The 26,129-nt window shown below is 39.8% G+C and carries 26 protein-coding genes; 9 read left to right on the forward strand and 17 right to left on the reverse strand.

Features of this window, described 5'->3' with window-relative positions; all coding sequences use genetic code 11:
- From GNF10_RS37955 to GNF10_RS21100, 5 genes are all read left to right on the forward strand, one after another.
- On the forward strand, window positions 1-217 hold a 217-nt coding region (locus GNF10_RS37955; protein WP_221644652.1), incomplete at its 5' end, for a hypothetical protein.
- Window positions 218-221: 4 nt separating this feature from the next.
- Window positions 222-1,346 carry an ABC transporter ATP-binding protein gene (locus GNF10_RS21085; protein ID WP_185587367.1) on the forward strand — a complete coding sequence of 375 codons (1,125 nt, stop codon included), beginning with the start codon at window positions 222-224 and terminating at the stop codon, window positions 1,344-1,346.
- Window positions 1,321-2,061 carry a COG4280 domain-containing protein gene (locus tag GNF10_RS21090; RefSeq protein ID WP_185587369.1) on the forward strand — a complete coding sequence of 247 codons (741 nt, stop codon included), beginning with the start codon at window positions 1,321-1,323 and terminating at the stop codon, window positions 2,059-2,061. Before GNF10_RS21085 ends, GNF10_RS21090 begins: the two co-directional genes overlap by 26 nt.
- A gap of 247 nt (window positions 2,062-2,308) precedes the next feature.
- Window positions 2,309-5,344: a bifunctional YncE family protein/alkaline phosphatase family protein gene (locus GNF10_RS21095; RefSeq protein ID WP_185587371.1), complete on the forward strand. Its 3,036-nt coding sequence runs from the start codon at window positions 2,309-2,311 to the stop codon at window positions 5,342-5,344.
- A gap of 138 nt (window positions 5,345-5,482) precedes the next feature.
- Window positions 5,483-6,025, forward strand: a complete 543-nt coding sequence (locus GNF10_RS21100) for a PEP-CTERM sorting domain-containing protein (RefSeq protein WP_185587373.1) — start codon at window positions 5,483-5,485, stop codon at window positions 6,023-6,025.
- Here GNF10_RS21100 and GNF10_RS21105 read toward each other — a convergent pair.
- Together GNF10_RS21105 and GNF10_RS21110 are read right to left on the reverse strand one after the other, a co-directional pair.
- Window positions 6,022-6,303, reverse strand: a complete 282-nt coding sequence (locus GNF10_RS21105; RefSeq protein WP_185607221.1) for a hypothetical protein — start codon at window positions 6,301-6,303, stop codon at window positions 6,022-6,024. The two genes, GNF10_RS21100 and GNF10_RS21105, sit on opposite strands and share 4 nt — an antisense overlap.
- Window positions 6,303-7,649, reverse strand: coding sequence for an NB-ARC domain-containing protein (locus tag GNF10_RS21110; RefSeq protein ID WP_185587375.1), 1,347 nt, complete (start codon window positions 7,647-7,649; stop codon window positions 6,303-6,305). Before GNF10_RS21110 ends, GNF10_RS21105 begins: the two co-directional genes overlap by 1 nt.
- A 467-nt stretch (window positions 7,650-8,116) precedes the next feature.
- On the opposite strand from GNF10_RS21110, the gene GNF10_RS21115 reads away from it, so the two are divergent.
- The 4 genes from GNF10_RS21115 to GNF10_RS21130 all read left to right on the forward strand — a co-directional run bounded on the left by GNF10_RS21115 (window position 8,117) and on the right by GNF10_RS21130 (window position 14,013).
- The gene (locus tag GNF10_RS21115; protein WP_185587797.1) at window positions 8,117-8,839 is read left to right on the forward strand and encodes a helix-turn-helix domain-containing protein; all 723 of its coding nucleotides are present in this window, start codon (window positions 8,117-8,119) and stop codon (window positions 8,837-8,839) included.
- Window positions 8,733-11,489 carry a peptidase domain-containing ABC transporter gene (locus tag GNF10_RS21120; RefSeq protein ID WP_185587799.1) on the forward strand — a complete coding sequence of 919 codons (2,757 nt, stop codon included), beginning with the start codon at window positions 8,733-8,735 and terminating at the stop codon, window positions 11,487-11,489. The genes GNF10_RS21115 and GNF10_RS21120 overlap by 107 nt, the downstream gene beginning before the upstream one ends.
- Before the next feature lie 136 nt (window positions 11,490-11,625).
- Window positions 11,626-13,188, forward strand: coding sequence for an HlyD family efflux transporter periplasmic adaptor subunit (locus tag GNF10_RS21125; protein ID WP_185587801.1), 1,563 nt, complete (start codon window positions 11,626-11,628; stop codon window positions 13,186-13,188).
- 69 nt (window positions 13,189-13,257) lie between these two features.
- A complete protein-coding gene (locus tag GNF10_RS21130) occupies window positions 13,258-14,013 on the forward strand; it encodes a peptidylprolyl isomerase (RefSeq protein ID WP_185587804.1) in 756 nt (251 codons plus the stop codon).
- 210 nt (window positions 14,014-14,223) lie between these two features.
- On the opposite strand, the gene GNF10_RS21135 is transcribed toward GNF10_RS21130, so the two are convergent.
- The 15 genes from GNF10_RS21135 to GNF10_RS21205 all read right to left on the reverse strand — a co-directional run.
- Entirely contained in the window at window positions 14,224-15,003 is a 780-nt protein-coding gene (locus tag GNF10_RS21135) for a peptidylprolyl isomerase (protein ID WP_185587806.1), read from the reverse strand.
- Window positions 15,004-15,028: 25 nt separating this feature from the next.
- Window positions 15,029-16,051, reverse strand: a complete 1,023-nt coding sequence (locus GNF10_RS21140) for an aldo/keto reductase (RefSeq protein WP_185587808.1) — start codon at window positions 16,049-16,051, stop codon at window positions 15,029-15,031.
- Between the two features lie 158 nt (window positions 16,052-16,209).
- A complete protein-coding gene (locus GNF10_RS21145; protein ID WP_185587810.1) occupies window positions 16,210-16,419 on the reverse strand; it encodes a hypothetical protein in 210 nt (69 codons plus the stop codon).
- Window positions 16,420-16,554: 135 nt separating this feature from the next.
- Window positions 16,555-16,776 (reverse strand): hypothetical protein, encoded by a 222-nt coding sequence (locus tag GNF10_RS21150; RefSeq protein ID WP_185587812.1) that lies wholly within the window; start codon window positions 16,774-16,776, stop codon window positions 16,555-16,557.
- Window positions 16,777-16,917: 141 nt separating this feature from the next.
- Window positions 16,918-17,127, reverse strand: a complete 210-nt coding sequence (locus tag GNF10_RS21155) for a hypothetical protein (RefSeq protein WP_185587814.1) — start codon at window positions 17,125-17,127, stop codon at window positions 16,918-16,920.
- Between the two features lie 516 nt (window positions 17,128-17,643).
- A complete protein-coding gene (locus GNF10_RS21160) occupies window positions 17,644-18,744 on the reverse strand; it encodes a T3SS effector HopA1 family protein (RefSeq protein ID WP_185587410.1) in 1,101 nt (366 codons plus the stop codon).
- A 30-nt stretch (window positions 18,745-18,774) separates the two neighbouring features.
- Window positions 18,775-19,914, reverse strand: a complete 1,140-nt coding sequence (locus GNF10_RS21165; protein ID WP_185587412.1) for an aminoglycoside phosphotransferase family protein — start codon at window positions 19,912-19,914, stop codon at window positions 18,775-18,777.
- 63 nt (window positions 19,915-19,977) lie between these two features.
- Entirely contained in the window at window positions 19,978-20,211 is a 234-nt protein-coding gene (locus GNF10_RS21170; RefSeq protein WP_260446315.1) for a hypothetical protein, read from the reverse strand.
- A gap of 5 nt (window positions 20,212-20,216) precedes the next feature.
- On the reverse strand, window positions 20,217-21,476 hold the full coding sequence (locus GNF10_RS21175; protein WP_185587416.1) for a nif11-class peptide radical SAM maturase 3: 1,260 nt from the start codon (window positions 21,474-21,476) through the stop codon (window positions 20,217-20,219).
- A gap of 77 nt (window positions 21,477-21,553) precedes the next feature.
- Window positions 21,554-21,868: a Nif11-like leader peptide family natural product precursor gene (locus tag GNF10_RS21180; protein WP_185587418.1), complete on the reverse strand. Its 315-nt coding sequence runs from the start codon at window positions 21,866-21,868 to the stop codon at window positions 21,554-21,556.
- 222 nt (window positions 21,869-22,090) lie between these two features.
- Entirely contained in the window at window positions 22,091-22,435 is a 345-nt protein-coding gene (locus GNF10_RS21185; protein WP_185587420.1) for a Nif11-like leader peptide family natural product precursor, read from the reverse strand.
- Window positions 22,436-22,494: 59 nt separating this feature from the next.
- The gene (locus tag GNF10_RS21190; RefSeq protein WP_185587422.1) at window positions 22,495-22,929 is read right to left on the reverse strand and encodes a nitrogen fixation protein; all 435 of its coding nucleotides are present in this window, start codon (window positions 22,927-22,929) and stop codon (window positions 22,495-22,497) included.
- Window positions 22,930-22,974: 45 nt separating this feature from the next.
- Complete coding sequence (locus GNF10_RS21195; protein ID WP_185587425.1) at window positions 22,975-23,214, reverse strand: hypothetical protein; 240 nt, start codon at window positions 23,212-23,214, stop codon at window positions 22,975-22,977.
- A gap of 705 nt (window positions 23,215-23,919) precedes the next feature.
- Window positions 23,920-24,288, reverse strand: coding sequence for a VOC family protein (locus tag GNF10_RS21200; protein WP_185587427.1), 369 nt, complete (start codon window positions 24,286-24,288; stop codon window positions 23,920-23,922).
- A 221-nt stretch (window positions 24,289-24,509) separates the two neighbouring features.
- Window positions 24,510-26,129, reverse strand: a 1,620-nt coding sequence (locus tag GNF10_RS21205; protein ID WP_185607222.1) for a strawberry notch C-terminal domain-containing protein, incomplete at its 5' end; no start/stop codon positions are given.

Genomic DNA, 26,129 nt, shown 5'->3' on the forward strand with positions numbered 1-26,129 from the left:
GGCAGGGAGGGGGCAGAGGGAGATGAGGAAGATTTTAGCTTTCTCGGTTTGTTTAAAAGCTCAATTGCCGAGTAAAAAGGTTCAACTGCCGAATTCAAAGGCTCAACTGTCGAGTTCAGAGGTGGTAATAAAAATAAAACTTACCTTGATAGCGCTATCCCTATCTCCCTCATTTCTTCCATCTCCCCCACTCCTTATTTTTAAAACGGAAGGATAACTCAATGGCTGCACCAGCAATTTTACGGTTGGACAATGTAACCCTCAAGTTTGCTCAAATGAATGCTCCGGCGGTGGCTGGGGTGAGTTTGGCGTTAGCACCAGGGGATGTTCTGGGGTTATTGGGACCTTCTGGATGCGGGAAAACTACTCTCCTTAGAATTATTGCTGGGTTTGAGTCGCCACAGACGGGAACTGTAGAAATTGCTGGACAATTAGTAGCGGGTGATGGTCAGTGGATACCGCCAGAGCAACGCAATTTTGGGATGCTGTTTCAAGATTATGCTTTGTTTCCACATTTAACGGTGGCTGAGAATATTGCCTTTGGTTTGCGGCGGATGAAAAAAAAAAGCGATGGCTGTGCCAACACCAAGGGTGAACGCCGCCAAGAAGTTGCAGAATTATTAACGTTAGTCAGACTCCCAGGAATAGAAAAGCGCTATCCTCATGAATTATCTGGTGGGCAACAACAACGGGTAGCCCTTGCCCGTGCTTTAGCTCCCCAACCGAAACTTTTACTATTAGATGAACCCCTAAGCAATCTAGACTTACAAGTGCGACTGAAATTGCGCGAGGAAGTTTTAGGAATTCTCAAAAATAAAGGTATATCGGGTATCTTTGTCACCCACGATCAACAAGAAGCCTTAGCGATCGCTGACCAATTAGCGGTGATGCAGCAAGGCAAATTCGAGCAAATAGACACACCAGAAGCGATTTATAATCAGCCAGCGTCTCGCTTTGTAGCCGAATTTGTCACCCAAGCCAACTTTTTGCCAGCGCAGTTGCAAGGAAATTGCTGGGCAACCGAAATTGGATGCTTTGCTGTGGAAAGTAAGATTTTTCAAGACAAAGGGGATTTAATGATCCGCGAAGAGGACATTATTTTGCACCCAGCTAGTGATGGTGCAATGAAGATTGAGACACGTTTCTTTTTAGGACATGAATATCGATATAGCTTGTATACTCCCTCTGGAAAGCAGTTGTATGCACGAACACCAGCCAGCATAGCTTTACCCATTGGTACACAAGTAAACCTGTCAATAGCAAACACAGCCAACTTAAAGTTGTTCAACAATCAACAGTCAACAATTAACAGAAAATATTATGAATTGGGAAATCGTTCTCGCTAGTTTTGCTAGCTCTTTAATTGAATTAGTCGAGATTCTCGGTATAGTGATCGTTGTCGGCAGGTTGGCAGGTTGGCGTAATGCCCTGGTTGGTTCAGGCGGTGGCATTGCCTTGACGTTACTGCTATCTCTGGTCTTAGGAAAAAGTTTGACGCTGATACCTGTAGATATTCTCAGAATTGTGGCGGGAGTTTTACTACTACTTTTTGGGCAAAAGTGGACACGTTCTATAGTTAGGTATTATGCCGGTCTTCCCAAAAAGCGTAAAGGTGGCGGGGAAGATAGCCTGGAGGAGCAACTAGCAAAAGATGAGAATCAATCTGGCTGGAATTGGTTTGCTGTTGTCACCACCTTTAAGGCTGCGTTGCTGGATAGTGTAGAAGTAGCGATCGCAGTTGTAACTTTGGGTGCAGCTGAAAGTGAATGGCTAGAAGCAATTAGCGGCGCTGGTTTTGCAACATTTAGTTTAGTTGTGTTTGCCTTTTTATTCAGAGCGCCACTCCAGCAAGTACCCGTCAAACCGATGAAATTTGTAGCTGCAATGCTGCTGATGGGATTTGGTGTTTATTGGCTGGGTGCAGGATTGGATGTGGAATGGCCTGGTGGTCACTGGGCAATTATTTGGTTGCCTTTAGCTTGGGGTGTAGCTATGGTGATCGCCTCGGCAATTTGGCGCTGGCAAGTTAGTTTACAAAAACCAGAAGAAGCGATCGGTTAAGTGACTAAACTGTTACGCAAATAATATTGTACATTTGACTGATGACTGATGACTGAAAACCCGTCAACAGTCAACAGTTAACGACATCAAAAGTGTTTATATAATTTAGACGCGCAGTGACTACTAAATTTTTAACATTTCATCAATCCCAATTACTCTGAAAGTAACCTCACCTTACCCTGCTCTTAACTAGGAAATAGGAATATTGGCTGCGTAGGCAAGAAATTTTAATGTGTGAGAACAGCAAATGCTCAATTTCAAGCGTAAGCGATATCTCCTAATTAGCCTGCTGGTAGCAGTGGTGATCGTAGTAAGCAGTATACAAATAGTTACAGCCAAGCTTGCTACTAGCCGTGTTGGTAATCTACCTGAAGGTGGAGCATTACTACCCACAGGTCAGGTGATTACACCCGCAGCTGCCCCAGGCTCTACTTTTGCGCCTCTCGCTACTGGTTTGCGTCCCGATAATAATGCTGATGCGGCTGAAGCTGTCACAACCACTCTCAGCCCCGATGGTAAAACTCTCCTGGTACTAACGAGTGGCTATAACCAGAACTTCAAAAATCAAAATACTGGTGCTAATCTCACCTATCCTGTTTTAGACCCATTAACTGCTAAACCCACTGGTACAACTACCCCTAAAGCTGAATGGGTGTTTGTCTTCGATGTCAGTAGTGGAAAGTTAGTTAAACGTCAACAAATTAATATTCCCAATACCTACAATGGTTTGGCGTGGGCAAAAGATGGCTCACGCTTTTATGTATCCGGTGGTATTGACGATCGCATTTATGTTTATGCCTCTAACGGTAGTAAATACGTACCCGATGCACCGTTTATTCTCTTAGGTCACAACTCTAACCAAACTGCCCCTTTCCCAGCCTACGATGGTGGTTTGTTGAAGGGTACACCAGCTAGTGCTGCCGCTACAGGTGCAGTTGCCGCAGGTCTGGATGTGAGTCAAGATGGCAATATTTTGATAGCTGCTAATTTTGAGAATGACTCCATCTCAATTGTTGATGCTGCTAACCGTCAGGTACTCCAAGAAATAAAGTTTTTTAGACCAGGCGATAAGATAGCAACTGGGGAATTTCCTTTTGATGTTGCCCTCAAGAGTACAAATAATGGTACAGCCGACAAAGTTTTCGTAAGTAGTCAGCGCGATAACGAAGTAGTAGCTGTTACTATTCCTTCTAAGAGAATTACCCGCATACCTGTAGGTAGCCAACCCAACAAAATCCTACTTTCTGCTGACCAAAATAAACTATACGTAGCTAACGGTAATAGTGACTCAATTTCAGTCATCGATACCAATAGTGATCGCGTTGTTCAGACTATATCTCTGTCTCGACCCAACGATCAATACAAAGGGGCAAATCCCAACTCTGTGGCTCTCAGCCCAGACCAACGCACACTTTACACTACATTAGGTGGTGAAAATGCTGTTGCTGTTGTGGATTTGGGTTCTAGTCGGTTAACTGGACGCATCCCCACTGGCTGGTATCCTAATTCTGTTAGTGTCAGCAAAGATGGTAAAAAGCTGTTTGTTGTCAACGCCAAGAGCAATTCCGGCCCCAACCCTTCCAATAACCGCACCACACCCGCAGGACTTGCCCGGAATACTAGTTTTAGAAACGAGTACAACTGGGCTTTAGAAAAAGCTGGCATTGCAGTTATTCCAGTTCCTCAAGGTGGAACTTTAGCTTCACTGTCACAGCAGGTAGATAGAAACAACGGTTTTGATAATCGTCGTCCCGACCGAACAATGAGGTTTTTGCAAGATAAGATTAAGCACGTTATTTATGTGGTGAAAGAAAACCGCACCTACGACCAAGTTCTGGGTGATTTACCTGTTGGTAACGGCGACCCTGCATTAACTTTATTTCCAGAACCGATTTCACCTAACCATCACAAGCTAGCTCTAGATTTTGTCACCTTTGATAACTTCTACGATTCTGGTGAATCTAGTGGTGTGGGTTGGAACTGGTCTACTTACGGACGGACTACTGATTACACAGAAAAAACCCAATCGGTACTTTATGGTAATGCTGGATTTAACGGTCTGACCTACGATTATGAAGGTCTTAACCGTAATATCAATATTGCTCTACCACAAACTAACTCTAACACTTCCCAATTTAATACACGGGTAACAGGAGTGTTTGATGGCTCCGGTAAATCTGCGATTTTACCTGGAAATCAGGATGTCAACGCTCCCGCAGGCGATGGTGAACTATCACCAAATGCTGTTGGTGGTTATCTTTGGGATGCTGCTTTGCGTGCTGGTAAGACTGTACGTAATTACGGTTTCTACGTTGATGGTAACTACAGCACTAGTCAAGCAGACCCCACAAAACCCGATCCCAGCAACCCACTTTACATTCCCATTTCCCCGACTCCTGCTGCTGATAACATTCCTCAAGCTGTAGCAGCAAAAACTGTACTGTTGGATAAAACCGACATTTATTTCCGGGGATACGATCAGAAAGAACCAGATATCTATCTCTACAACGAATTTGCCCGTGATATTGATAGCTATCTGGCGAAAAATACACTGCCTAACTTGACAATGGTACGTCTAGCTCACGACCACTTTGGCGACTTTGCCAATGCTGTAGCAGGGGTGAATACTGTTCCACTGCAAATGGCTGATAACGATTATGCTGTCGGCTTGTTGGTAGAGAAAATTTCCAAGTCTTCTGTGTGGAAAGAGACTGCGATCGTTATTGTAGAAGATGATTGCCAAAACGGCCCTGACCATGTTGATAGTCATCGCTCAGTAGCCTATATTATTTCGCCTTACACTAAGCGAAAGGTCGTAGTCAGCACTAACTACAACACTGTTAGCCTGGTGCGGACAATGGAAGATTTACTGAACATTGGTTATTTAGGAATCACTGATGCCAATGCCAAACCAATGTCAGATGCATTCACTAGAGAACCAAACTTTAGCCCCTATAAAGCTGTCGTTCCAGGTAACTTGTGTACTGATCCTGTAGATCCTAAACTAGTACCAGCTTGCCAAGACAAGAATGTAGAAAAGACAGCAGCTATTCCCTCTCTGCGTAACAAACAGTGGTGGGCGCAAGCAACCCAAGACTTTAACTTTGAAGTTGAAGATAAGTTAAATCCTGAGAAATTCAACCGCGTACTTTGGGCCGGCATTCAAGGCGACAAAGTGCCTTATCCAACAGAGCGCAGCCATGCCGATCTTCGCCAAAATCGCGCGCAGCTACTCGGTAAATTGAGTTTGAGTACAGATAACCTCTCTGCTCAAGCAAACTAATCATGATCAGGCTTGATTCTCCTTAACCTCCTTTTAAAGGAGGCTAGGGAAAGCATAGACAATTAGCAATTATATCAAGCCTAATTACATATTTTATGTGAACATTGCTTGTAGAAAACTACCTTGAGGAAAGTTGAGATGAAATTGGTTTCGCAATTAATACTTTCTACTAGTTGTGCCCTAATTTTTGCTGCTACAGGAGCTAATTCTGCATCTGCTGCAATTATTAATTACGCCTTCAGTGTTGATAGTTTTATAACTAAGGGAGAAGGCTTTTTTAGCTACGATGACTCAACTTTTAGTGAGGATAATATTCCGGTAGTAATAGTTAAGTCACTAAATTTTCAATTCGACAACGACCCTAACATTTACACCGAAAAGGATGATACTGAATATCCAGGATATCCCATTGTATTTCCAACCACGTTCTTAACAGGTATCGAATCTGTTGGATTGCAATATGTCTTCCCCGATAAAGCTAATCCTTCAAGCTCGATCACATACGACATTAATGGATATGATTTTGCAATTACTTCTGCTGAGAATATCCAAATTGGCTCAGGTAAAGTTACTTATAGGCAAGTTCCTGAGCCTACAATCTTAGGTGGCAGTTTCATTGCTTGCAGCATTAGCTGGTTCATGAAGAAAAAGTTAACATTAGACAAAAAGGTTAAAGCTTAACCTAAAGTTAAGTTTAACAAAGTAGGGAATATTGTCATTTGTAAAGCATATTCCCTAACTACAAAGACTGTATTGAAAAAACTAGCGAAATTATCCAAGAAGGCAGGAGGCAGATAGCGAGTCTTGGAGACGCACTCGCGCTCGCTATCTGCCTCCTTCAAAGGTATCTTTCTATGCGCGATCGCAAAAGTTTTCAGTCTACTGAATCTAGATGCTGCTGAACGGATGTTGGATAAGCTTCTTTTGTCCTCACCGTAAGGAGAGTGTTGATATAGCATCACTCATGCCTATTCTCTTTTCTTGGTAAAGCCATTAATTTATTAACATAATTTTTGACAACAGGCTGTAGTGAGAAAAGAGTTTCACTTGTATCTTCATTATGACTTTGAACTTTCTCAAGCAGCGATCGCCATCCCAGAGATTCTAAAGCCATAACTAACTCTGAGGTAGTTATTAACTGTTGCAGAGCTTGTTGTAAATTCTGAACTGAGACTAGATTATTTTCTTTAGCTAAATAATACATAATTTCCTTTTCTGGATTTGACAGGCGTTTAAACTGCCAATCCAGAATTTCTCGAAACATATCACTCACTACTAAGAATTCATACTTAAGAAATTCATTAACATTGCTGCTAAATACATCTTGAATAGTTGTAGCAACTATTTTCAAGGCTAATGGGTTGCCCCGGTAAGTTTGGATCAACTCTGACCATTGTTGTTCTCCGGTTAAACCTTTACTCTGCAAAATTTGTTTTGCTGCTTCTGGTTTCAAACCTTTTACTTCCAATGAACGCACAAAACCTGTTGAACTTTCCAAGAGCGCAATTTCTCTAGGTTTCTCTATACTCGTCATTAACAAACAGCTTTGATGCTGTTCTTCTCCCAAGCGTCTTAATAGTATCCCATATCCCTCCAATTCATTGTTATAGCGCCAAAAAGCAGCACTACTATCTAGAACTATCTCCACAGCATCTAGTACTAGCAAACAATGATGTTCACGCAAATAGTTAATTAATAATGAAACTCTTTGATCGAGAGCTTCCGGTAAATCAATTTTCTGCGGGTAAGATAAAACTGTAATGACATTGGCTAAAACATCTTTAATTGATGGAGAGTGATGTAGTGATTGCCAGATAATATATTCAAACTGTTCTTGAATTTGTTTTGCTAGCTTTACAGACAAATAGGTTTTACCAATTCCTCCCATACCTAGCAATGCTACTATGCGGCAGCGATCGCTAAAAATCCATTGGTCTAAAGTTGCTAGTTCTTCAGTACGACCGTAAAAATCTGAGACATCAGGCGCTCCACTCCAAATTTGGTAAGGATTGATATCTTGTTGTCGAGAACTAGGTGAGTCTGAAGAATTTTGAGCTAGATATTGTTGATATTGAGATACTAGAAGCTGCTGTAATTTGGTTAATTTTACAGGGCCATTACCTGGAATCTTAAATTTACGGTAAACTTCGCTTAGTCTCTTGCGAACAGCATCTTCACTAATTTTCAACTTCTGTGCAATTGCTGTGGTTGAGTCACCATTCATTGCTAAAACCAAAACATCTAGTTCAAGATTAGATACACCGTTTGCAGTTGCTAAAGTTTGTAGAAAATCTTGGTTAATCATCGTAGTCAAAGGGACCACCCCCTGAATTCTACTTATTAATTCATAATAGAATGCACATATTAATGTAAAACATCACAAGAGTGAAAGCAAGAGTAGTTTTTCATTTTTAATATTTCTGAGTAAATTAAATTAGTCTTAACTTAAACTTAACTTATAAAGTAAATGCAAAACTTTGGTAGTTAATGGGGATTGGAAATTATTTTATCTAACTTGTCGCCAATTTCAGGTTGAGGAGACTGTTTTTTTAATATTTTCTTTATAATTGCTTTTTGTTTTATTTAAGTGCTTAAGTCAATTTTATAGACATCTTTACCTATTTTTAACTTGACAACAGTAGAGTTGAATGAGAATAATGGGCATTATTACATCATTCATGTGATAAGGCGAACCAAAAAATTATTTCATGTGTTAGTTCAAGATTTTTAAAAGTTATTTAGCTAAATCGATTCTCCAGACGATTACTAAATATGTCACAGCAGAATAATCAAATTACTTGCAAAGGCAACGATCTGCAAGAGCAGATATTAACGCCTTTTCAGCGCAAATTGCTGCAAAAGAGTTTACAAGAAGATTTGCCTAACCAATACCGCCAGCGCATTCAAATTATGCTGCTAGCAGATCAGGGAAAATCTCAAGTTGAAATTTGTCAAACCTTAAGATGTTGTGCAGCAACAGTCAGACATTGGACGCACATAGCACGTACTGGTATGGCGCACCAATGGCAAGATTGTCCAATTGGTCGTCCAAAAACAGTGAATGAGGTCTATTCAGAACGTTTAAAAGAACTGATAAGCCACAGTCCCCGCGACTATGGGTATTGTTTTAGGCGTTGGACAGTGAACTGGTTGAGCAAACATTTAGCGAAAGAATTGGGGATTGAAGTGGGTGATCGCCAAATCAAGCGACTGCTCAAACAAATGGGATTATCGACCATACCAAAACAAAATCAGATATCACAAGCCACAACCGAGAAAACTAAAAGTTCCAAAATCTTGATTCACGACCTTAAATCCGAAAACATCGCGGATGATAAGGGATTTCTGCCTATTAACTTAGAAACATTGGGTAGGGAGTTAAATATTCATGGCGGGAAATCTATCCGAGCAGTTAGTTTCGTTACAACAGTTGAACAACTCTTTGGGCTACTCTCTGGCGGAACAAGAATGGAAAGAATACTGCCGAGAATTTAAATCCTTAAAGCCAAAAGTCGGAAAGTTTTGGCAAGGAACTGAAGTTCAACCTGGCATTTACATTGTGATTAGTGGTAAAACCAGGTTGTTAGACGAGGCTGGTGAATTAATTGCAACTCTCGAAACAGGAGATTCTTTTGGCGAATTTACCTTGTTCCCCGAAGCTCGTTTCCAGCCTTATGCAGCAAGAGCAAGTGTTGATTTGCAACTATGCTTTGTTCCGGGTGAGGTCTTATCTTCCTTAATAGATAAGTATCCTCAAATCCGAGAACATTTACGGGAGAAAGCGCACAAGCGTAATTTGTTGATTAACTCCAATCTCATCCCACAACCAGCTACTGATTCCTACACAGCTCTCCCAACAAATCTTTTACCAACACTAACAACAGAGCCAAAACCCCAAAAAAAGATTAGCAAAGCTTATTTTCCTAATCCGACGCAACGAGTTGGACACTTACTGCAAAGAGTCATTAAACGCTATCCGTTTTTTGCTCAACAAAGTGCATCAGACTGCGGTGCAGCTTGTTTAGTCATGGTGTCCCGTTACTGGGGAAAAAGCTTTAGCCTCAATCGCCTGCGAGATATTGCGAATGTTGACCGAAATGGTGCTTCACTACGAGGATTATCAGTTGCAGCAGAAAGTATTGGCTTTACGACAAGACCTGTAAAAGCTAGTCTTGATAAGTTAGCCAAACAACAATTACCTGCGATCGCACATTGGGAAGGAAAACACTACATCGTTGTCTATGAAATCACATCCAAACACGTTATAGTTGCAGACCCAGCAATTGGTCAGATTACTCTCAGCCACTCACAATTTAAAGCTAACTGGACTGGTTATACACTACTGCTGCAACCTACAGCTTTTTTAAAAGATGTCAAAGAAGCTACAACTCCCTTCTGGCAATTCTTTGAGTTAATGAGACCTCATGGATTAGTCATGCTGGAAGTATTTGTAGCCTCAGTGTTTATCCAGATATTTGGACTCATCACCCCTCTCTTCACTCAGCTAATTTTAGACAGGGTAGTCGTACAGCAATCAGAATTAACCTTGACAGCCGTAGGATTAGGGTTACTGATTTTTAGCCTATTCCGCGTAGCAATGACAGGATTGCGGCAATATCTCCTTGACCATACCGCGAATAAAGTTGATTTAGCACTGATAGTTGCGTTTATTCGCCATTCCTTGCGGCTACCTTTAAGCTTTTTTGAGTCTCGTTACGTGGGGGATATTCTTTCTCGCGTCCAAGAAAATCGCAAAATCCAACGCTTCCTTTCGGGTGAGGCGTTGTCTATCCTACTAGATTTATTAACTGTATTTATCTATGTAGGATTAATGTTTTGGTACAGTTGGAAAATGGCACTGCTTTCATTGGTCATAGTACCGCCTTTTTTCCTCCTAGCATTAATCGCTACACCCTTTTTACAGAAGATTTCTAGAGAAATCTTTAATGCTTATGCCAATGAAAGTAGTTATCTAATCGAATTCTTAACTGGTATCAGGACAGTTAAATCTACAGCAGTAGAACAAACAGTAAGATGGCATTGGGAAGAATTATTAGATAAAGAAATCAAAGCTAACTTTTCTGGCCAAATTATTAGCAATCGCTTGCAAATATTCAGTAACACCATTCAAGCAGTAGCCACAACTGTTTTGTTATGGTTTGGAGCGCATTTAGTGATTCATAATCAGTTAACCGTTGGGCAATTAGTAGCATTTAATATGCTCTTGGGTACTATTATTACCCCCTTTCAACGCTTAACAGTATTATGGAATCAACTACAGGAAGTGGTGATTGCCACCGAACGTATTAACGATGTCTTAGATACGGAACCAGAAGAAGATTTACAACATCAAGTTAGACAATCTTTACCAACAATTAAGGGTGAAATTCGTTTTGAAAATGTGACATTTCGCTATCATCCAGAAAGCGATATTAATGTCCTAGAAAATCTCAATTTTGAGGTCCAGCAGGGACAAATGGTGGCCTTAGTTGGACGCAGTGGTTCGGGAAAGACAACAATTTCTAAATTGGTATTGGGTTTATATCCTCCCACGAATGGCAAAATATTAATCGATAAGCAGGATATTACCAGTATTTCCTTACGTTCTCTCCGTCATCAAGTTGGAGTAGTTGACCAAGATACATTTTTGTTTGGTGGTACCATTCGAGAAAACATTAGTTTAGGGCATCCTGGGGCAAGTTTAGAACAGATTATAGAAGCTGCAAAATTAGCAGGTGCAGACGATTTTATTAAAAAACTACCGATGGGTTATGAAACCCAAATCGGTGAAGGTGGAGGATTGTTATCTGGTGGACAACGACAGCGCATCGCCATTGCCAGGGCATTATTAGGCAATCCTAAATTATTAATTTTGGATGAAGCAACCTCTCACTTAGATGCAGAGTCAGAAAGAATTATTCAGAGTAATTTAAACACAATTCTTCAAGGGCGGACTACTTTAGTTATCGCTCATCGTCTTTCGACTGTACGAAATGCAGATTTAATTTTGGTGCTAGATAAAGGTGTGTTGATTGAAAAAGGAACTCACTCAGAGTTGATGGCAAAGCGAGGTCATTACTTTTATCTTAATCAACAGCAATTAGATACCTCTGTAGGCAATATAGGAATCCGGTTTGATTCCTGAATTTACTTGCGTGGGCAGGGAATAGGGAACAGGAAAGAAGGCATATATCTGTACTGAGTCTTGTTCAAAAATCAAATAGGAGTCCTATAGTAATTAGTTATTTCCCAGTCTAAAATTCATTTTTGTTATCAAAATCATGCCAAACACACTCAATGGAAAGGTTCCTACCGAAACTCATGACTATGTATTGAATGAAAAAATCACTTCTCAAGTCACTACAAATGAGCTTAATCATAAAGATTTAACTTCCAATATACCAGTTATATCAACTGATGATTGGTCTGATATAACTAAAGGTTCACTTGATAGCTTGCCCAAGGTTTGGACAAGAGGATTACTGTATTTTTTGGTGGTCTTTGTATCTACAGTTTTACCTTGGGCAATGCTGTCGAAAGTAGATGAAACAGGTGTGGCTAGAGGAAGACTTGAGCCTGAAGGGAAAACCGTGAAGCTAGATGCTGCTGTACCGGGAACGGTGGCAGAAATTCGGGTTAAAGAAGGTGCGCTAGTTAAAAAAGGACAAACTCTATTAGTGTTGGAAGCTGAATTAGTTAAAGCAGAATTGCAACAGGCACAAGATAAGTTAGATGGGCAATTAAATCGACTTTCGCAGTTTAATTTATTGAAAAATCAGTTAGTAGTAGCTTTGGCAACCCAACGACAACAAAATCAAGCTCAAGAGTTGGAGAAGCAGGCTCAAATTGACCAAGCACGGCAAAATCTTAGTGCTACTACAAATTCTTCCGACTTAAAAAAAGAAGAAAAAATAGCTCAAGTCAATCAAGCACGACAAGTTCTTGAACATAGTCATACTGCTAATAGGTTGGTAGAGAATAGTTTTGTAAGTACTCAACGTGAAGTTGAACGCTACCGTAAACTTTTACAGCAACAGGTTGTTCCAGAAATTAAGTTTGTCGAAAAACAAGATTTAGTTCAAGAACAAAAAAAAATATATGAACAAACAAAGTCAGATATTGAGCAAGCTAAGTTGCGTTTAGCAGAACAGCGAAGTAGTTATGAACGCACTCTGCAACAAGCAGCCACAGATATTGAACTAGCTAAGTTGCAATTAAAAGAACAACAAAGAAGTTACCAGACATTGACTCATTCTGGTAAGCTTGCCATCTTGAAAACTGAGGAACAGTTAAAAAACTTAGATACAGAGATTACATCACTAAAAGCAGAAATTGCTCAAAGCAAAAGTCAAATTCAGTCCTTAGAGTTTCAGATAGAACAACGAGTTTTAAAAGCTTCAGAGGATGGCACTATATTTCAGTTACCTATCCAAAAAGCTGGTTCTGTGGTGCAGCAGGGAACAATGGTTGCGGAAATTGCACCTCTGAGTTCACCTTTGATAATTCGGGCGCAAATAGCAACCAATGAAAGTGGTTCTTTACGTACAGAATTACCTGTTAAGTTAAAATTTGATGCTTATCCTTTTCAGGATTATGGAGTTATTGAAGGTAAATTAACAGAAATTTCTCCTACTAGTTTAGAGATGGATACAGCTAATGGAAAGTTAGCAGCTTATGATTTAGAAATTTCTCTAAACAAGCATTGTATATCTACAAGTAATAAGTGTATTGCATTGCGACCAGGAGATACAGCAACAGCGGAGATAATTGTGCGCCAGCGTCGAATCATCGATTTTCTACTCGATCCATTTAAGAAGTTACAGCAGGGTGGAGTAGAATTGTAAAGAAATTTAAAAACAAGAAAAATAAGTTATTTGGATTTAACTTCATGTAGCTAATTGAGGAAGAATATTATGTCAAAAAGCATTACTATCACTAGTGAAGACATTCTTGACCAAGTTAGGCTAACTTGTAAAATTCCTGAACTAACTGAAGCAATTATTAGTCGCAAGATTATTGAAAATAGTGCTATAGAAGTTGGGATCGAAATAGAATCGGAAGAACTCCAGAAAGCAGCAGATAAATTTAGGTTAGTCTACCAACTTCACAGTGCTGAAGATACTTGGGGATGGCTGGAAAAACATAATCTTTCTTTAGATGATTTTGAGCATATTGTTTATACAACTTTTATTTCTGGTAAATTAGCCAGTCATTTGTTTGCTGATAAAGTTGAACCTTGGTTTTTTGAACATCAACTAGATTATGTTAGTGTGATTATGTATGAAGTTATCTTAGATGACGAGGATTTAGCAATAGAACTTTTTTATGCAATTCAAGAAGGTGAGATAAGTTTTTATGATGTTGCTCACAAATACATCGAAGATACCGAATTACGTCGTCAAGGAGGGTATCGAGGAATATTGCGTCGCAAAGATTTAAAGCCAGAAGTTTCTACTGCTGTTTTTGCGGCGAAACCTCCCCAACTTATCAAGCCAGTTTTGACTTCTAAGGGAGTGCATTTGATTTTTGTAGAAGAACTTATTCAGCCCAATTTAGATGAGAAACTACGCGCGATCATTTTGTCAGATTTATTTGCTGAATGGCTAAAACAACAAGTTCAGGAACATAAAATGGTCATGAATCTTAATTTAGATAAACAAGTAGCTTAGAAAACAATACCGTTCAGTTAAGGGCTAATCGTACAAAATTGTGGGTTTTCGAGACGCGATGAATCGCCGTCTCTACAAATGTTTTGGTCTTATCTGGACTGTATTGGCTTAGAGAATGGAAATAGTGAATACTTTGTTAAACTTCCAATAAAAAACAGCAGCTAAGTTACCTAAGCTCCTGTTTTTTGATGACTAACACTATTAAAGCTTTTAGTTACCAGGAAGCACAAAAATTAATTGTCCTTGTAACCAAGCTTGAAAAAATGATTCTAAAACTTCTTCTCTGAGGGATTCAGTAAGTTCAAGAGGAAATAACTTTTCAACTCTAATAATGTGATAACCAAGTGTTGTTTGAACAGGTCCTATCAGTTCTCCTTCTTTTGCTTGAGAAATAGCTGCTGCAATTTCCGGTAAGAGTTCTGAAAAAAAGCGAATTCCCGCAAAGCCACCATTTTCTTTAGACTGCTTACCTTTGGAATATTCTAGTGCTAACGCACAGAAAGAAGCATTTTCTTCTTGAATTTGATAGGCTATTTGTTGTGCCTGTGTTAGTTCTCGCACTAGAATTTGAGATAGAGCTATCCGTCTAAAATTTTGACGATTTTGGATATAGTAATTATCAACAATTTCTCCAAAAAGTAATTCTTTCAGCTTCTGTGTTAATAAAGATAATTTGATGCCATTAGACCAATCTTCTACTGTAATACGTTGAACAGAAAGCCATGATAAAGTCTCAGAAGCTCCTAATAATTTGTGTTCTAAACGAAATTTATCTCCACCTGCTTGTAATTCTTCATCGGAAGCAGTCAGATTCAACTGCTCACAGATATTTAAAATTAGTGCATCTCGTTCAGCTTTGACTGCAATTTCAGCAATTTGGAAAGAACGGTGTAGATAAGCAATAACTTCTGCTTCTGTTGCTGGAGGAATTTCTGGAAATGTAATTTTTTGTAGAGGCTGTAATTGAGTTTTTTCTAAAGTTTCTTTCATAGTTTGGTTGTTAAGAGTCTGGAGTTTATCGTGCAGCTTGGTATATCAATTGCTGAGGTAAGACTTCATGAATTTTCAGCTTGTTACGATGTAAATCACCGTACAAATTCAGGTAGTCGATTTCCGCAGGAGTGAGTTTTCCCTGTTGGACTGCGGCGATCGCCTGATCAATTTCCAATCGCTGAGTCAAGCCTGTTAAGCAAACATCGACACAGTTTTGCGTTAAAGAATAGCGGTATAAATCGGGGACAGTAGGCCGCCAACAAGCTTCTGGTAAACCTGCTGGGACATTCCCCAAGAAACCTGTGTGCGAGCCAGCCGTCTTGAATGTGACAATACCTTGTCGAGTCTGGCCTTGAGGGTCTAATTGATTAAATATTAAATCTTGGGCGGTACGATGGGCGATATTATGTCTGACCATGACTACATCTAACAAGGGACTATGCAACCATTGTTGAGCTACATTCAAGTCATGGAAAGAAGCGCCTATATAACGGACTACTCCCATTTTTTTGAGGCGTTCCGAGGTCTCAAACATTCTTTCGATGGTGCGCTGATAAACGCTATTAGGGCCTCTTAAATCGGGTGAAAGTTGTAAGCAATTGTGTAAAGCTGACTCATCATTGGAACCAATCCAGCCCCAAAAAAATACATCAATGTAGTCGATCCCTAATTCCATGAATTGATCTAATAAAGCAGCGATCGCCATTTCCTGACTCTTGATATAAGTCACCGTTGCTAGCACCACTTTTTCCCGTACCGAGGAACCACGCCCACATAATTGACGCAATGCTCCAGACATCGAACTATAGATATGATGGTGGAGGTCACTAGAGTAAAAAAAATAGTTAATTCCTCTGTCGAAGGCGTAAAGAGTATCCTCGCTGGAAATACCACCACCACCGCCCAAGCCGAGACAACTGACCGTTAAATCAGTCCGCCCTAGTTGACGATAAAATGGCAAGTCAGATTCTAAATATTTATCCGTCCCATGATTAACTTCGCTTTCTAAAATTGCTTGAGGCGGTGCAATATCGGTTAGTTTCATAGGTTTAACGGGGCGTAATGTCTTTAGATTTGAATTTTAAAGAAGGATGGCTCGAATCAATCATTAGGAGGGAGATGTAAATAGATATAGGCCATCCAACTCTCTAGATGAATAGTTACTTATGTAAGTATCATCAAAATATTTGAATCAGTTTTGATTCAACGAGAGCGATCATTCATATCTGGGTTATTATTTTGCTCTTCTTGATCGATTTGTCTGCTGACTTGCTCATGACGGGTATCGGATTTTTTAACAATATCTCTGACTATAAAATACCCAACATTTGCAGCTAAAACCATTGCTAGGACGGTTAAAGCGCCGATTATAGCCCATTGCTGGTCTCCAAAGTCAAAAAAATGACGTTTCATAACCTTAATCTCCTGTTGATTAAAGTAAGTAAGGCTTTTACTTAAGCATATAGCTGATTACTAGGACTAAGACAAAGGTTTGAGTCCAATGTCTTTAGCCCTAGTTAGTTATGCTAAGTGGTTAACTGGTAAGTATTACCAATTTTTAACAATGTTGTAAGTTAGTGCAGCAGAACCTATAGCCGCACCTACAGCAGCAGCACCAATCTGGGGTGAAGCAGGAGAAATCAAGGTAATGAAAATACCACCTTGAGTTCCGTTTGTTACATCGTCAGATAGTTCTTCTAAGTAGCTTTCTCCATCGAAAAACAAGGTAGAACCAGCAGGACGTAAATCGATGATATTGATAGTTGCCATAATGAATGACCTCCAAAAGTTAGTTTAAATTCAGGTTAAAAGGTAATTAATCATCTGGTTGCCGCAGCCTCCAGAGACAGACAAAAACAGAAATTGTGAGGCTGATTAGATTGCACTGAAAATGGTGCAAAATTGCGATCGCTACTTGGAGAAGTAAGCAACAGCCGCAGAAACAGCACCACTGATTACAGCCGCACCACCTACTACAGCTACAGAAGCCCAAAAAGCAGCTGGAGTGATGCCACCTTGAATGCTGAGTTCTCCCTCAGACAATTCATCCATAAAGCTTTCGCGATCGCAAAGAAGTTCAGAGCCAGCAGGACGCAAATCAGCAATTGCAATAGCAGCCATCTTGAAATGTACTCCTAAGTTGAATCGTTTTAGTTAAGACTAGACTTTGAAGTCCCTTGTCTTTTTATATCATCTATGATTAATCAGAAATTTTCTAGAGGTTTAGTTAGTAAAAAGGAGACAAAAAAATTACAAATCAACGCCAATAATTTGTGCAAAAACAATCATATTTTCTAGTTAAGATATACCTTTAAAATCCATAGTCAAATGTTTTAGTAATATCCCTATAATTTAATGCCATAACTATTATAGTTATGACTTTTTTACTCCTGAAATAAAACCCCAAAAGTCGAAAACTCTTTCTGGTCAAGGCTTTTATATATAGTTGATGAATCAACTCAATATTATGCTTAATAAAAAGTCAGCCGAAGAATCTTCTTCGGCTGACTAAGACAAATTTAACGTGAGTGTCCAAGGGAAGCACACGTTAATTTAGAGTAGGAATTTGTTGAAAATGCAAAAGCAAATTCTTGAAGACTGCTTAGAAAACAGAGTTAAACTAAATCATCCTGAATTCTAATATATATATGTTGAATTGGCGTTGAGATAAGGATGTTGTAAGTCAATACTCAACAGCAAAAATTGCTTATAGATAGCTTTCAGCCGCTTCTCTGGTGAATTTTCACCTTGATACCAAGCTTCTAACAATCCATTTGTCACAATCTGACAGCGATTCATGCCAAAACTTTCTTGAGAGCCAAATTTTTGGTTAGGTTCTTCAGCTAATCCCAATCCTGGTGCTAGGCGTTTGGTAAATAAAGGAACTTCTGGCTGAAAATGTGATTGCATCTCATCATACACTTGCTGCACAATCTTTCTCACACCTGGATAATCCCTTTGATCAAAATACAAAACTCCAGAATCATAGCGTTGATAATCATCCGGGTTGTACAGAACTTTAAAGCTAAAAGGAATCGCGATCGCATTCAGTTGCTTGGTGAGACTATTCATCACCGCCACAGCACCTTCAGGAGTCAAATTGAAGTAGATACGTACAGTCACGGGTTGGCTATTTAAATCTGCAATTCGATTTAATCCTACATTGCTAACTGCCATGTAGAAGCCATTCTGCACGAGATTTTTAGGCATCTTAATAGCTACTAAATCACCTATTAAAGCTGCCTTTTCAGATGATTGTAGATGCTTAATTCGTTGAATATGCAGTCTTAACCCATTTTTAGTAACGACTAAAATACCATCGCTTTCTTCTTTAATAACAGACCAACCAGCATCAAAATAACCTTCTCCACAATTGTTTTGATGTAATCGCTCATAAAATGCCAAATCTACACCCAAGAAAGTATTATTCTCTAAATCTAAGGCTAGATTATTTCTCTCCCCATCTAGTGCCAATGCACTTTGCATAGAACCATTGTAATAAATACCATAGAGAAAACTTCGTAATTGTAAACTGATATATTTTTGCTGAATTTCCTTTGGTGTTTTTTGAAAACGTTCAATTATTTCAGATGGCAGTTCTAACGGTTTGTAGTCTGGATGTTGAATAGAGAAATTAGGTTGAATTTCCACTTTATGAGCAATCTCTGCCAAAACATTCATTAATTGCTTATTGACATCAGTTTCTAACTGAGTTTGTGTAAAATCAAGTAATTGCATAATCTTTTAAAATCAAACTTTTAAACAACACTAGGCATACATTAATTCAGCAGCACTAGTACCAAAAATAGTTGACATTGATTGTTCGGGGCGACATAACAAAGTCTTAGCCACCTGAAGCATAACAATGCCAGTATTACCAAAAGATTTTTGATACTGAATCATTGCGTGAATTTGTTGAATCAAAGCAAAACCTACAAATTGCACTACCCGCAGCCAAAAATCTGGGCGATGTTCTAAGATTGTGGGAAATGTGTTTAAGTAAGCTAAACTTAATTTACCAATGGAAGGCTGAAGTTGCTCTAAAGGTATTACTGCTAAACGCAGAGATTCCTCAATACTCAAAGATTTACTAATAACTAAACTACTCAGCCAGATTTGCATATAGCTGCTGATGATTGTGCCTAAATCAAAGGCTGGATCTCCCCAAGCCGAACGTTCCCAATCAATTAATCTGATAATACCTTGGCTTGATTGTTCCCAATCTTTGCACAAAAGAATATTATTCAGCTTCAAATCATTATGGGTCAGACAAGTGGGAGTAAAAGCATTACCTAATTGCGCGATCGCTTGCCCTAAGCTATCATACCTCTGATACAGGGCAAAAAACTTTAAGGCATCAGCAGGAACTAAACCAAAAATTTCTGGTTCTATTCGTTCCAATCCTTGGATCAAATTTGTCACTTGAAAAACTGTTAAATTCTCCTGATTTAATTCCAAAAAATCCTGATATTCCGTGCAGTTAAATGTGTCACGATGAATAGTTGCTAGAAGAGTACCAATCGTTGCAGATATTTCACCGGAAAAGTTATTTTCTTTAGCATAATAATCCATTAAATCTCGATAATTATCTAAATACCTAAAGACTATAATGGAGTTCTGCTGATTAAAATGCAGTACTTCTGGAAGCCAAGAACAAAAGTGATGCAGTTGGGGAAACTGTTGTACTAATTCTTGAATTCTCCACTCACGCTGAAACTCACCAAAAACTTTCCCATCTTGATTATGCCGTTCCTGTTTCACCAAAAGCTGACGCTCAGGAAAAGTTACTAACAAGTTAAAGTTTTTCGCGGTCACTGGCTCTACTTTCAGTGCCTGTTCCGATTGACTGCATAAACCTTGGGCAACTAAATACTCGACAACATTGTGAGAATTTAATAGAAATGTCATAACTGATGAAGCTATCTAAATATTTTGTCAATTTTTGTTTATCAAAACTCAAATTATGCCACTTTAAATTTTCAAAGTAGCATCTTGTTCTATTCGATCTAAAGCTTTCTTCGCTCTAAAAACAACTCGTAAATAAGCTAGTTGACTATCCCAAGCAGAACGAGGTAATAAAGTAGGTAAAGGTTCTACTTGAGTCTGAGAAACATCAGTAGATGGTTCTATGTTGCTGGGAATAGTAGTATTTTCTGGAGGTTGAGAACTACTAGACATAATCTTTTGATCTGAATGGATTTTCATCAGTTTTAATGGCTCGAACTAATCAAAGATGCTACTGGCTGTGATTCTTCCCAACCTTGTGGCCATTGAATGGTGTCAGCAGTAAAATGAAGCGGATCATTTTCTGGCCAAGGCGCATTAATTGGTTCCTCTATCAAGCCAAATTCTCCATTATCGAAGGGGGTTCCTTTTGCCTGATGTTGGAGAAACACTCTTTCTCGCAGACCACGTTCTGCTTGAGTCAATGCACGATGATGACAGTAAGGATTGTTACCTCGTTTATCAAAGAAAACATGAGCAGTCCAACTGCAACCACCCCGACATAGTTCAGCAAATTCGCAACTCTTGCAGAAACCCCACAAATGTTCGGTTCCTTTAGGAGTACCAGCACCCAGATTAAAGCGTAATTCTTCTGTCTCTTCAATAATTGTCCGCAGTGAATAGTCGCGGATGTTGCCGCCAGTATAAGCTGATGTAGGTAATGAAGGACAACCTTTAATCGCGCCATCCGCTTCAATTCCTAGTGCAGATAGTCCAGCACTGCAACCTTGCCAAAAAGACCAAGCTTCTCCTCCACGCAACAGTCGCTCATAGGGGCCGTAGTAGCCGATATTGTTTCCGGCTTGAACCTGTACTCCTTCTTGTTTTGCCCTTTGAGCAACACGAGCAATCATCGGGTACACATCTAGTAATTCGCATGGTTGCAGTAAAATTTCACTGTTATCAGCAGCATTCCCCATAGGTACAGTTAACTGAATTTGCCATGCAAAAACACCTGCGTCACGAATGCACTCATATATGCGAGGAAATTCTGGTGCAGAAAGACGATTGATTTGGGTATTGCAACCAAAGGGAATCCCAACTTCCTTGAGATGGCTCATGGTTTTAAACGCCCATTGCCAAGAACCTACTCTACCACGCAGGCGATCGTGAGTCGTTTCTAAGCCATCAACTGATACCGAAACTACTTTAATTCCAGCGTCCTTCATCCGGCGTGCTGTTTCAACAGTGATACCATAGCCTCCAGTCGTCATCCCACATAACATTCCAGCAGAGGTAATCGCTTGAGCAATTTCCAACCAATCAGGACGTAAAAAAGCCTCACCCCCAATGAGAGTTACTTCTGCAATCCCGACTTCTGCCATTTGTTTGACCAAATTAAGAGCTTCTTCAGTAGAAAGTTCTTTTGTTCTTGTATGACCAGCACGAGAACCACAATGTTGACAGGCTAGATTGCACTTGAGAGTAATTTCCCAAACTGCATAACTAATTCTGCGATAACTCATGAATACATCCTCAAATATGTTATTTAGGCAAGGGAAAAGATATGCAAATACGTTTTGGTCTGCATAGTAAATGTTAATCAGTATAGATATTTGATTGGTACAACTCCATATAGCAATATCGGCAAATAAGGTAATAATTGCAGCACCGCAGTTGCGCCACCAAAAACGGCTTCTACCTCTTTTTCGTTGAGGTCTCTGAGTTCACCATCGTTATTACCTAGCTCTAATAAATAGGCAGTGTATTCCTCCAATTCTTGAGAACTAAAATCATAACCAGCCGCTTTGACTATTTGACTACATTCAGCTTTATCGCTCACATTTTGGATTTGATTGCGAAAAGCTTCATCATTTGCGAGTCTGGCATAAAAAGCTTTGACATTTTCTAAAGACATAATACTCTCCTCTGGTTATTGGTAATCAAAATGCAATGTTTAGTTTGTACCAATCGGATATATGGTTGAGGTAATTTGATAATAAAGCTGCTATACGTGTCTTATTTGATTGATAAAATTTAGGAGGTTTAGATACCCAACTTTTTTGAGAAGTCAGGTATCTTGTTGTTCTTTACCAGAAGAATTGAGCTATTAACTCAGTAACAGTAGGGTCGAAGCCTACTATATGTTGTCACTGATCACAACTCCATACATTGCCTGCACAGGCGGCCAGACAATTACGCCATAGAGCGGTCTGATAATCGGCTTTCCAATGATTGATGAAGCCCCACCAAACACAGCTTCTAGTTCTTTCTGATTTAAATCTCTAATTTCGCTATCATTATCAGAACTTTGTTCCAACAATTGAGCGGTGTATTCTTCAAACTGTTCTTGAGTGAAATCATAGCCAGCTTCTTTGACTATTTGGCTACACTCATCCTTACTTTTTACACCTTGCATTGTAATGCGGAAAGCTTCATCATTAGCAAGTCTTGAGTAAAAAGCTTTAACATTTTCTAAAGACATTATTTTCCCCTTACGTTGCCTAAACAAATAGCAGCATTAAGTTAGTTAAAAAAACTGACTTAATCTGTTGGTGTTGCCACCTGACGGATGAATTCAGAAGAGCTGTAGTTATCTGTAATTACTTGTGGACAACGCATACAAGCAACCTTACCTTCCTGCTGCCACCAACGACAATCTCGGCGTATGGAACAAGGAGGCAGTTGTTCTGCAACAGCAGGCAATTTCTCTACAATTCGCATTGCTAGACGACAATCATGTCCATCAAAATGCTGACAACCTTTAGCCGCACAAGGTGCTGCCGTCCGAAAAATTTCTGCTGGTGTTACTGGGTTAGCTTTTGCTATCAGTTCATCAGTTACAGGCAGTGGTTGTTGAAGATAAACTACACGAGGTTCTGTTACCGTTCCACCAACTAAACCGAAGACAATACTATTCTCTAATTCTGGTCTAGCACTGGGGCAAAGCGTGCTTTTATTCGCAACATTTTCTACCAATTGAGCCTCCAGCCAAAAATACGTTTTACATTTTATGGCTGATAGTTAGGCTAGTAATTTAGGGTCTACAGCAATTAACCCAATTATAATTGGCGGAAAAATAGGCTTGAAACCAGCCACTATAATTTGACCACCTGCAACATTTTTTGCTTCTTCATCAGACAAATCTGACAAAGCATTTTCTTGTAGAGCTTGGCTCCGTCTTGCAACTGCATTTTCTACTAATTCTGGAATTAAATCTGTAATTTCAACTTGGTGGTTATAGTGTCTTTGCTTTCCATCCATTACCAGTTTCCTCCCGATTTGTGATTTTAGTTATAAATTAAGCTTTCAGCCCCATAGTTGCTTAATTTGTATTTATTTTAGTCAAGAAGGAAGTTATGTTGTTAACACTGATAAAGCTAAAATTACATATAAATGAATTCTTTTTGTCCCTAATTGCAGCCAGTTAATTGCAGCAATCTATCATCTATATTTTTTGATGCTTTAATAGAAATGCCTAGTATCCAGTTTTTAACTATCGAGAAAATTTTATTAGTTAATAAAATAGACTATTTATGTCATCAAAATTTCAGTAGACAGAAAACTTCTGCGATCGCTAAAAAATGCTAGAACGGCAAAACTAACTGGAGAGGTAGAGACTAAAGGCTTAATTACGTATGCGTCTTAAAAAATATCAAACGAGTTTACTATACTTCCAACCTACCTCTAACGACTCCCGGTTCGCTTATTTTTTTTGGAGTTCGAGAAATTGCCGAAAAACAGAAAATCTAGGTGTAGCAATGGTTTTAGCCATTCCTCTAAATTTACGTTGAACTACCACCCTGCTCTAAAAACTCTATTTTTATGCGATCGCACAAAGTCGGAATTAGAGTACATTTGTATTATAAGGTGGAACCCCTATTAAATCGTTCAGCTTTTTTCTAACTCAATTTAAAATGGGCGAACCGGGAGTAACAAGTTTTACCGCTCTAGATTCTTTCACCTGGATTAGACCCAGGTTTTACCCTGCATACCAAAAAGATTTCCAAATGGGTCCCACATTTGACAAATTGCTTGCTGCCCCTCAATTGCCAAAGGGCCTCGATAAAGCCTTGCACCATGCTTTTGGGCATAATCTAATGCTTGCTCAAAGTTGTCTACACGCCAATACGCTACTTGACCTGCGTTCCCCGGACGCATTTTTTCATCTGCCAGATGGAAAAACATCTCAACGCCGCCAACATGAATCAATGCTCCCCGTATTTCATTTTCTATATAAAAGTAATTCATTGGTATATTTAAAAGCTCGCCATACCATTGAGCAGCTGCAACAACATCATCTACGAAAAAAAATATAGCTTGAACGCCCTTAAACATATACTGCTTAGTTTCTCCTTATCTGGTGAAGCACCCCAAAATCTATCCTACTTGCTAAAGCATACGCTCGTCACTGCTATTGTGACTCTTCATTTTTCTACATTCTAGGTATTCCACGTCAGAGCTATTACGTATAATTACCTTCATTTTGTACAATAAAAACACACTATTGTTTGAGCGAAAAAAAGCTGATGTATCTAATAAATACATCAGCTTTTGACTTATCCCAAGATTTCAATCACAGCCGCTAGAATAGCTGGCGCTTTGTCTGAAACCGGAATGAACACACGCTTTTGCCAGTTGATGATCTCGGTGAAGCAACCCACAGCTAACAGTCGCTCTGCCAGCGAGATAGCATTAACCAGTTCTATGCGAGGTTCTGTGGCAATATAAGAACGCCGTAAAGTAACGCCACCCGGTAACTGCTGGGAATAGCCTTCGTTTAGCACTAAAGAGACTAACTCCTGTGGGCTTAACAGCTTGTTCTTAAGTCCGAGTTGTTCAGCCACAGATTGAATATCTACTGCACTGACCACCCGACCCAGAATTTTCTCGCCATCGCTGGTCTGCAACCGATATACTCGATTGTTCTTCTGGGGTAGCATTTTCCAGATTGGCAGCAATATCCCAGTCACAAGGTGAATATAATCAGTAGTGAATCTGGGCAATTGGTCAACTTCCTTCGACCAAGCTGCAACAAAGGCATCAGCCGAAACCTGCTTCCAAGTGGACGATTCCAACTTATCGACAGGGACACGCGTTTCTTTCTGTGGACGAACAAGTAGAACTCTTGGAATCACCCCGCCTTGGTCATCAAAGAAGCTGTGTGTAGGAATGCTCACAGCCGCATTACCGGATTTCTCATTGATCATGAGTTGCCCTTGATACTTAACAACAAACTCAAGCATTTCATCAGCCGTTTTGATGTTGTTCTTTTGGACACGCTCAATCTTTAAGTAATTAGTTACGCTACCAGTTTGAGGATGAGTATAAACTGATTCACAGCTTTCGATACTAAATCTATCAGCCCGAAGTGTTTCTACTCCAACTTCAAACACACCATTAGCGATCGCAGTCTCGATTTGTTGACTTAATAGCAACTCGAAACGCTCGAAAATCGTATTTTGCATCCCGATTGTCAAAGCCAGCAGGCGATTGAGGAACTGTCGCAAGGGTGGGAGGTCTATCTTCATTCCACCTTCAGTGGAAGTGAGCGAGAGTCCTGTCATCTGTTCAAACTTCCCCAGAGGAACTTGATAAAATCGACCTTGAAAAATCTGCTTAAACAACTCGTATAAAGCATATTCAGCATAGTTCGATTCTAGATTGTCTTTGGCATCAAACATACCGTTACCGCCAGTTTGCCTCTGACCACGGGTGAGTGCGCCCAAGCTGTCCAGCCGTCTAGCAATGGTGCTGATGAATCGGCGTTCACCGCGCACGTTAGTAGTCACAGGACGGAAGACTGGTGCAGAAGCTTGGTTGGTACGGTGAGTGCGCCCAACGCCTTGAATTGCGTTGTCAGCACGCCAACCAGCTTCGAGTAAATAGTGCGATCGCCTTCTACGATTTACAGCATTTAAGTCAGCATGATAACTTCTGCCTGTACCACCTGCATCGCTGAAGATGAGTATTTGCTTATCTCCCGCCATGAATGCGTTAGTCTCAGCAATATTGGCACCACTACCCCGTGAATCCACAAACAAGCGTCCGGCTTCGTCTTTCAATACTCGTTTGCTACGACCTGTGACTTCAGCTACTTGTTTGTTACCGAAATGCCACAGCAGTTGTTCTAATGCACCAGGAATTGGATCAAGGCTGGCGAGTTTGTCTACTAAGGC

It is taken from the genome of Nostoc sp. UCD121 (assembly GCF_014222285.1).
In the GTDB taxonomy this organism is placed as follows: domain Bacteria; phylum Cyanobacteriota; class Cyanobacteriia; order Cyanobacteriales; family Nostocaceae; genus Nostoc.

Excerpts from the sequence above, each read along its gene's own strand:
- GNF10_RS21085 (WP_185587367.1), top strand. The coding sequence starts at position 222 with ATGGCTGCACCAGCAATTTTACGGTTGGACAATGTAACCCTCAAGTTT.
- GNF10_RS21090 (WP_185587369.1), top strand. The coding sequence starts at position 1,321 with ATGAATTGGGAAATCGTTCTCGCTAGTTTTGCTAGCTCTTTAATTGAA.
- GNF10_RS21095 (WP_185587371.1), top strand. The coding sequence starts at position 2,309 with ATGCTCAATTTCAAGCGTAAGCGATATCTCCTAATTAGCCTGCTGGTA.
- GNF10_RS21100 (WP_185587373.1), top strand. The coding sequence starts at position 5,483 with ATGAAATTGGTTTCGCAATTAATACTTTCTACTAGTTGTGCCCTAATT.
- GNF10_RS21105 (WP_185607221.1), bottom strand. The coding sequence starts at position 6,303 with ATGCTATATCAACACTCTCCTTACGGTGAGGACAAAAGAAGCTTATCC.
- GNF10_RS21110 (WP_185587375.1), bottom strand. The coding sequence starts at position 7,649 with ATGATTAACCAAGATTTTCTACAAACTTTAGCAACTGCAAACGGTGTA.
- GNF10_RS21115 (WP_185587797.1), top strand. The coding sequence starts at position 8,117 with ATGTCACAGCAGAATAATCAAATTACTTGCAAAGGCAACGATCTGCAA.
- GNF10_RS21120 (WP_185587799.1), top strand. The coding sequence starts at position 8,733 with ATGGCGGGAAATCTATCCGAGCAGTTAGTTTCGTTACAACAGTTGAAC.
- GNF10_RS21125 (WP_185587801.1), top strand. The coding sequence starts at position 11,626 with ATGCCAAACACACTCAATGGAAAGGTTCCTACCGAAACTCATGACTAT.
- GNF10_RS21130 (WP_185587804.1), top strand. The coding sequence starts at position 13,258 with ATGTCAAAAAGCATTACTATCACTAGTGAAGACATTCTTGACCAAGTT.
- GNF10_RS21135 (WP_185587806.1), bottom strand. The coding sequence starts at position 15,003 with ATGAAAGAAACTTTAGAAAAAACTCAATTACAGCCTCTACAAAAAATT.
- GNF10_RS21140 (WP_185587808.1), bottom strand. The coding sequence starts at position 16,051 with ATGAAACTAACCGATATTGCACCGCCTCAAGCAATTTTAGAAAGCGAA.
- GNF10_RS21145 (WP_185587810.1), bottom strand. The coding sequence starts at position 16,419 with ATGAAACGTCATTTTTTTGACTTTGGAGACCAGCAATGGGCTATAATC.
- GNF10_RS21150 (WP_185587812.1), bottom strand. The coding sequence starts at position 16,776 with ATGGCAACTATCAATATCATCGATTTACGTCCTGCTGGTTCTACCTTG.
- GNF10_RS21155 (WP_185587814.1), bottom strand. The coding sequence starts at position 17,127 with ATGGCTGCTATTGCAATTGCTGATTTGCGTCCTGCTGGCTCTGAACTT.
- GNF10_RS21160 (WP_185587410.1), bottom strand. The coding sequence starts at position 18,744 with ATGCAATTACTTGATTTTACACAAACTCAGTTAGAAACTGATGTCAAT.
- GNF10_RS21165 (WP_185587412.1), bottom strand. The coding sequence starts at position 19,914 with ATGACATTTCTATTAAATTCTCACAATGTTGTCGAGTATTTAGTTGCC.
- GNF10_RS21170 (WP_260446315.1), bottom strand. The coding sequence starts at position 20,211 with ATGAAAATCCATTCAGATCAAAAGATTATGTCTAGTAGTTCTCAACCT.
- GNF10_RS21175 (WP_185587416.1), bottom strand. The coding sequence starts at position 21,476 with ATGAGTTATCGCAGAATTAGTTATGCAGTTTGGGAAATTACTCTCAAG.
- GNF10_RS21180 (WP_185587418.1), bottom strand. The coding sequence starts at position 21,868 with ATGTCTTTAGAAAATGTCAAAGCTTTTTATGCCAGACTCGCAAATGAT.
- GNF10_RS21185 (WP_185587420.1), bottom strand. The coding sequence starts at position 22,435 with ATGTCTTTAGAAAATGTTAAAGCTTTTTACTCAAGACTTGCTAATGAT.
- GNF10_RS21195 (WP_185587425.1), bottom strand. The coding sequence starts at position 23,214 with ATGGATGGAAAGCAAAGACACTATAACCACCAAGTTGAAATTACAGAT.
- GNF10_RS21200 (WP_185587427.1), bottom strand. The coding sequence starts at position 24,288 with ATGTTTAAGGGCGTTCAAGCTATATTTTTTTTCGTAGATGATGTTGTT.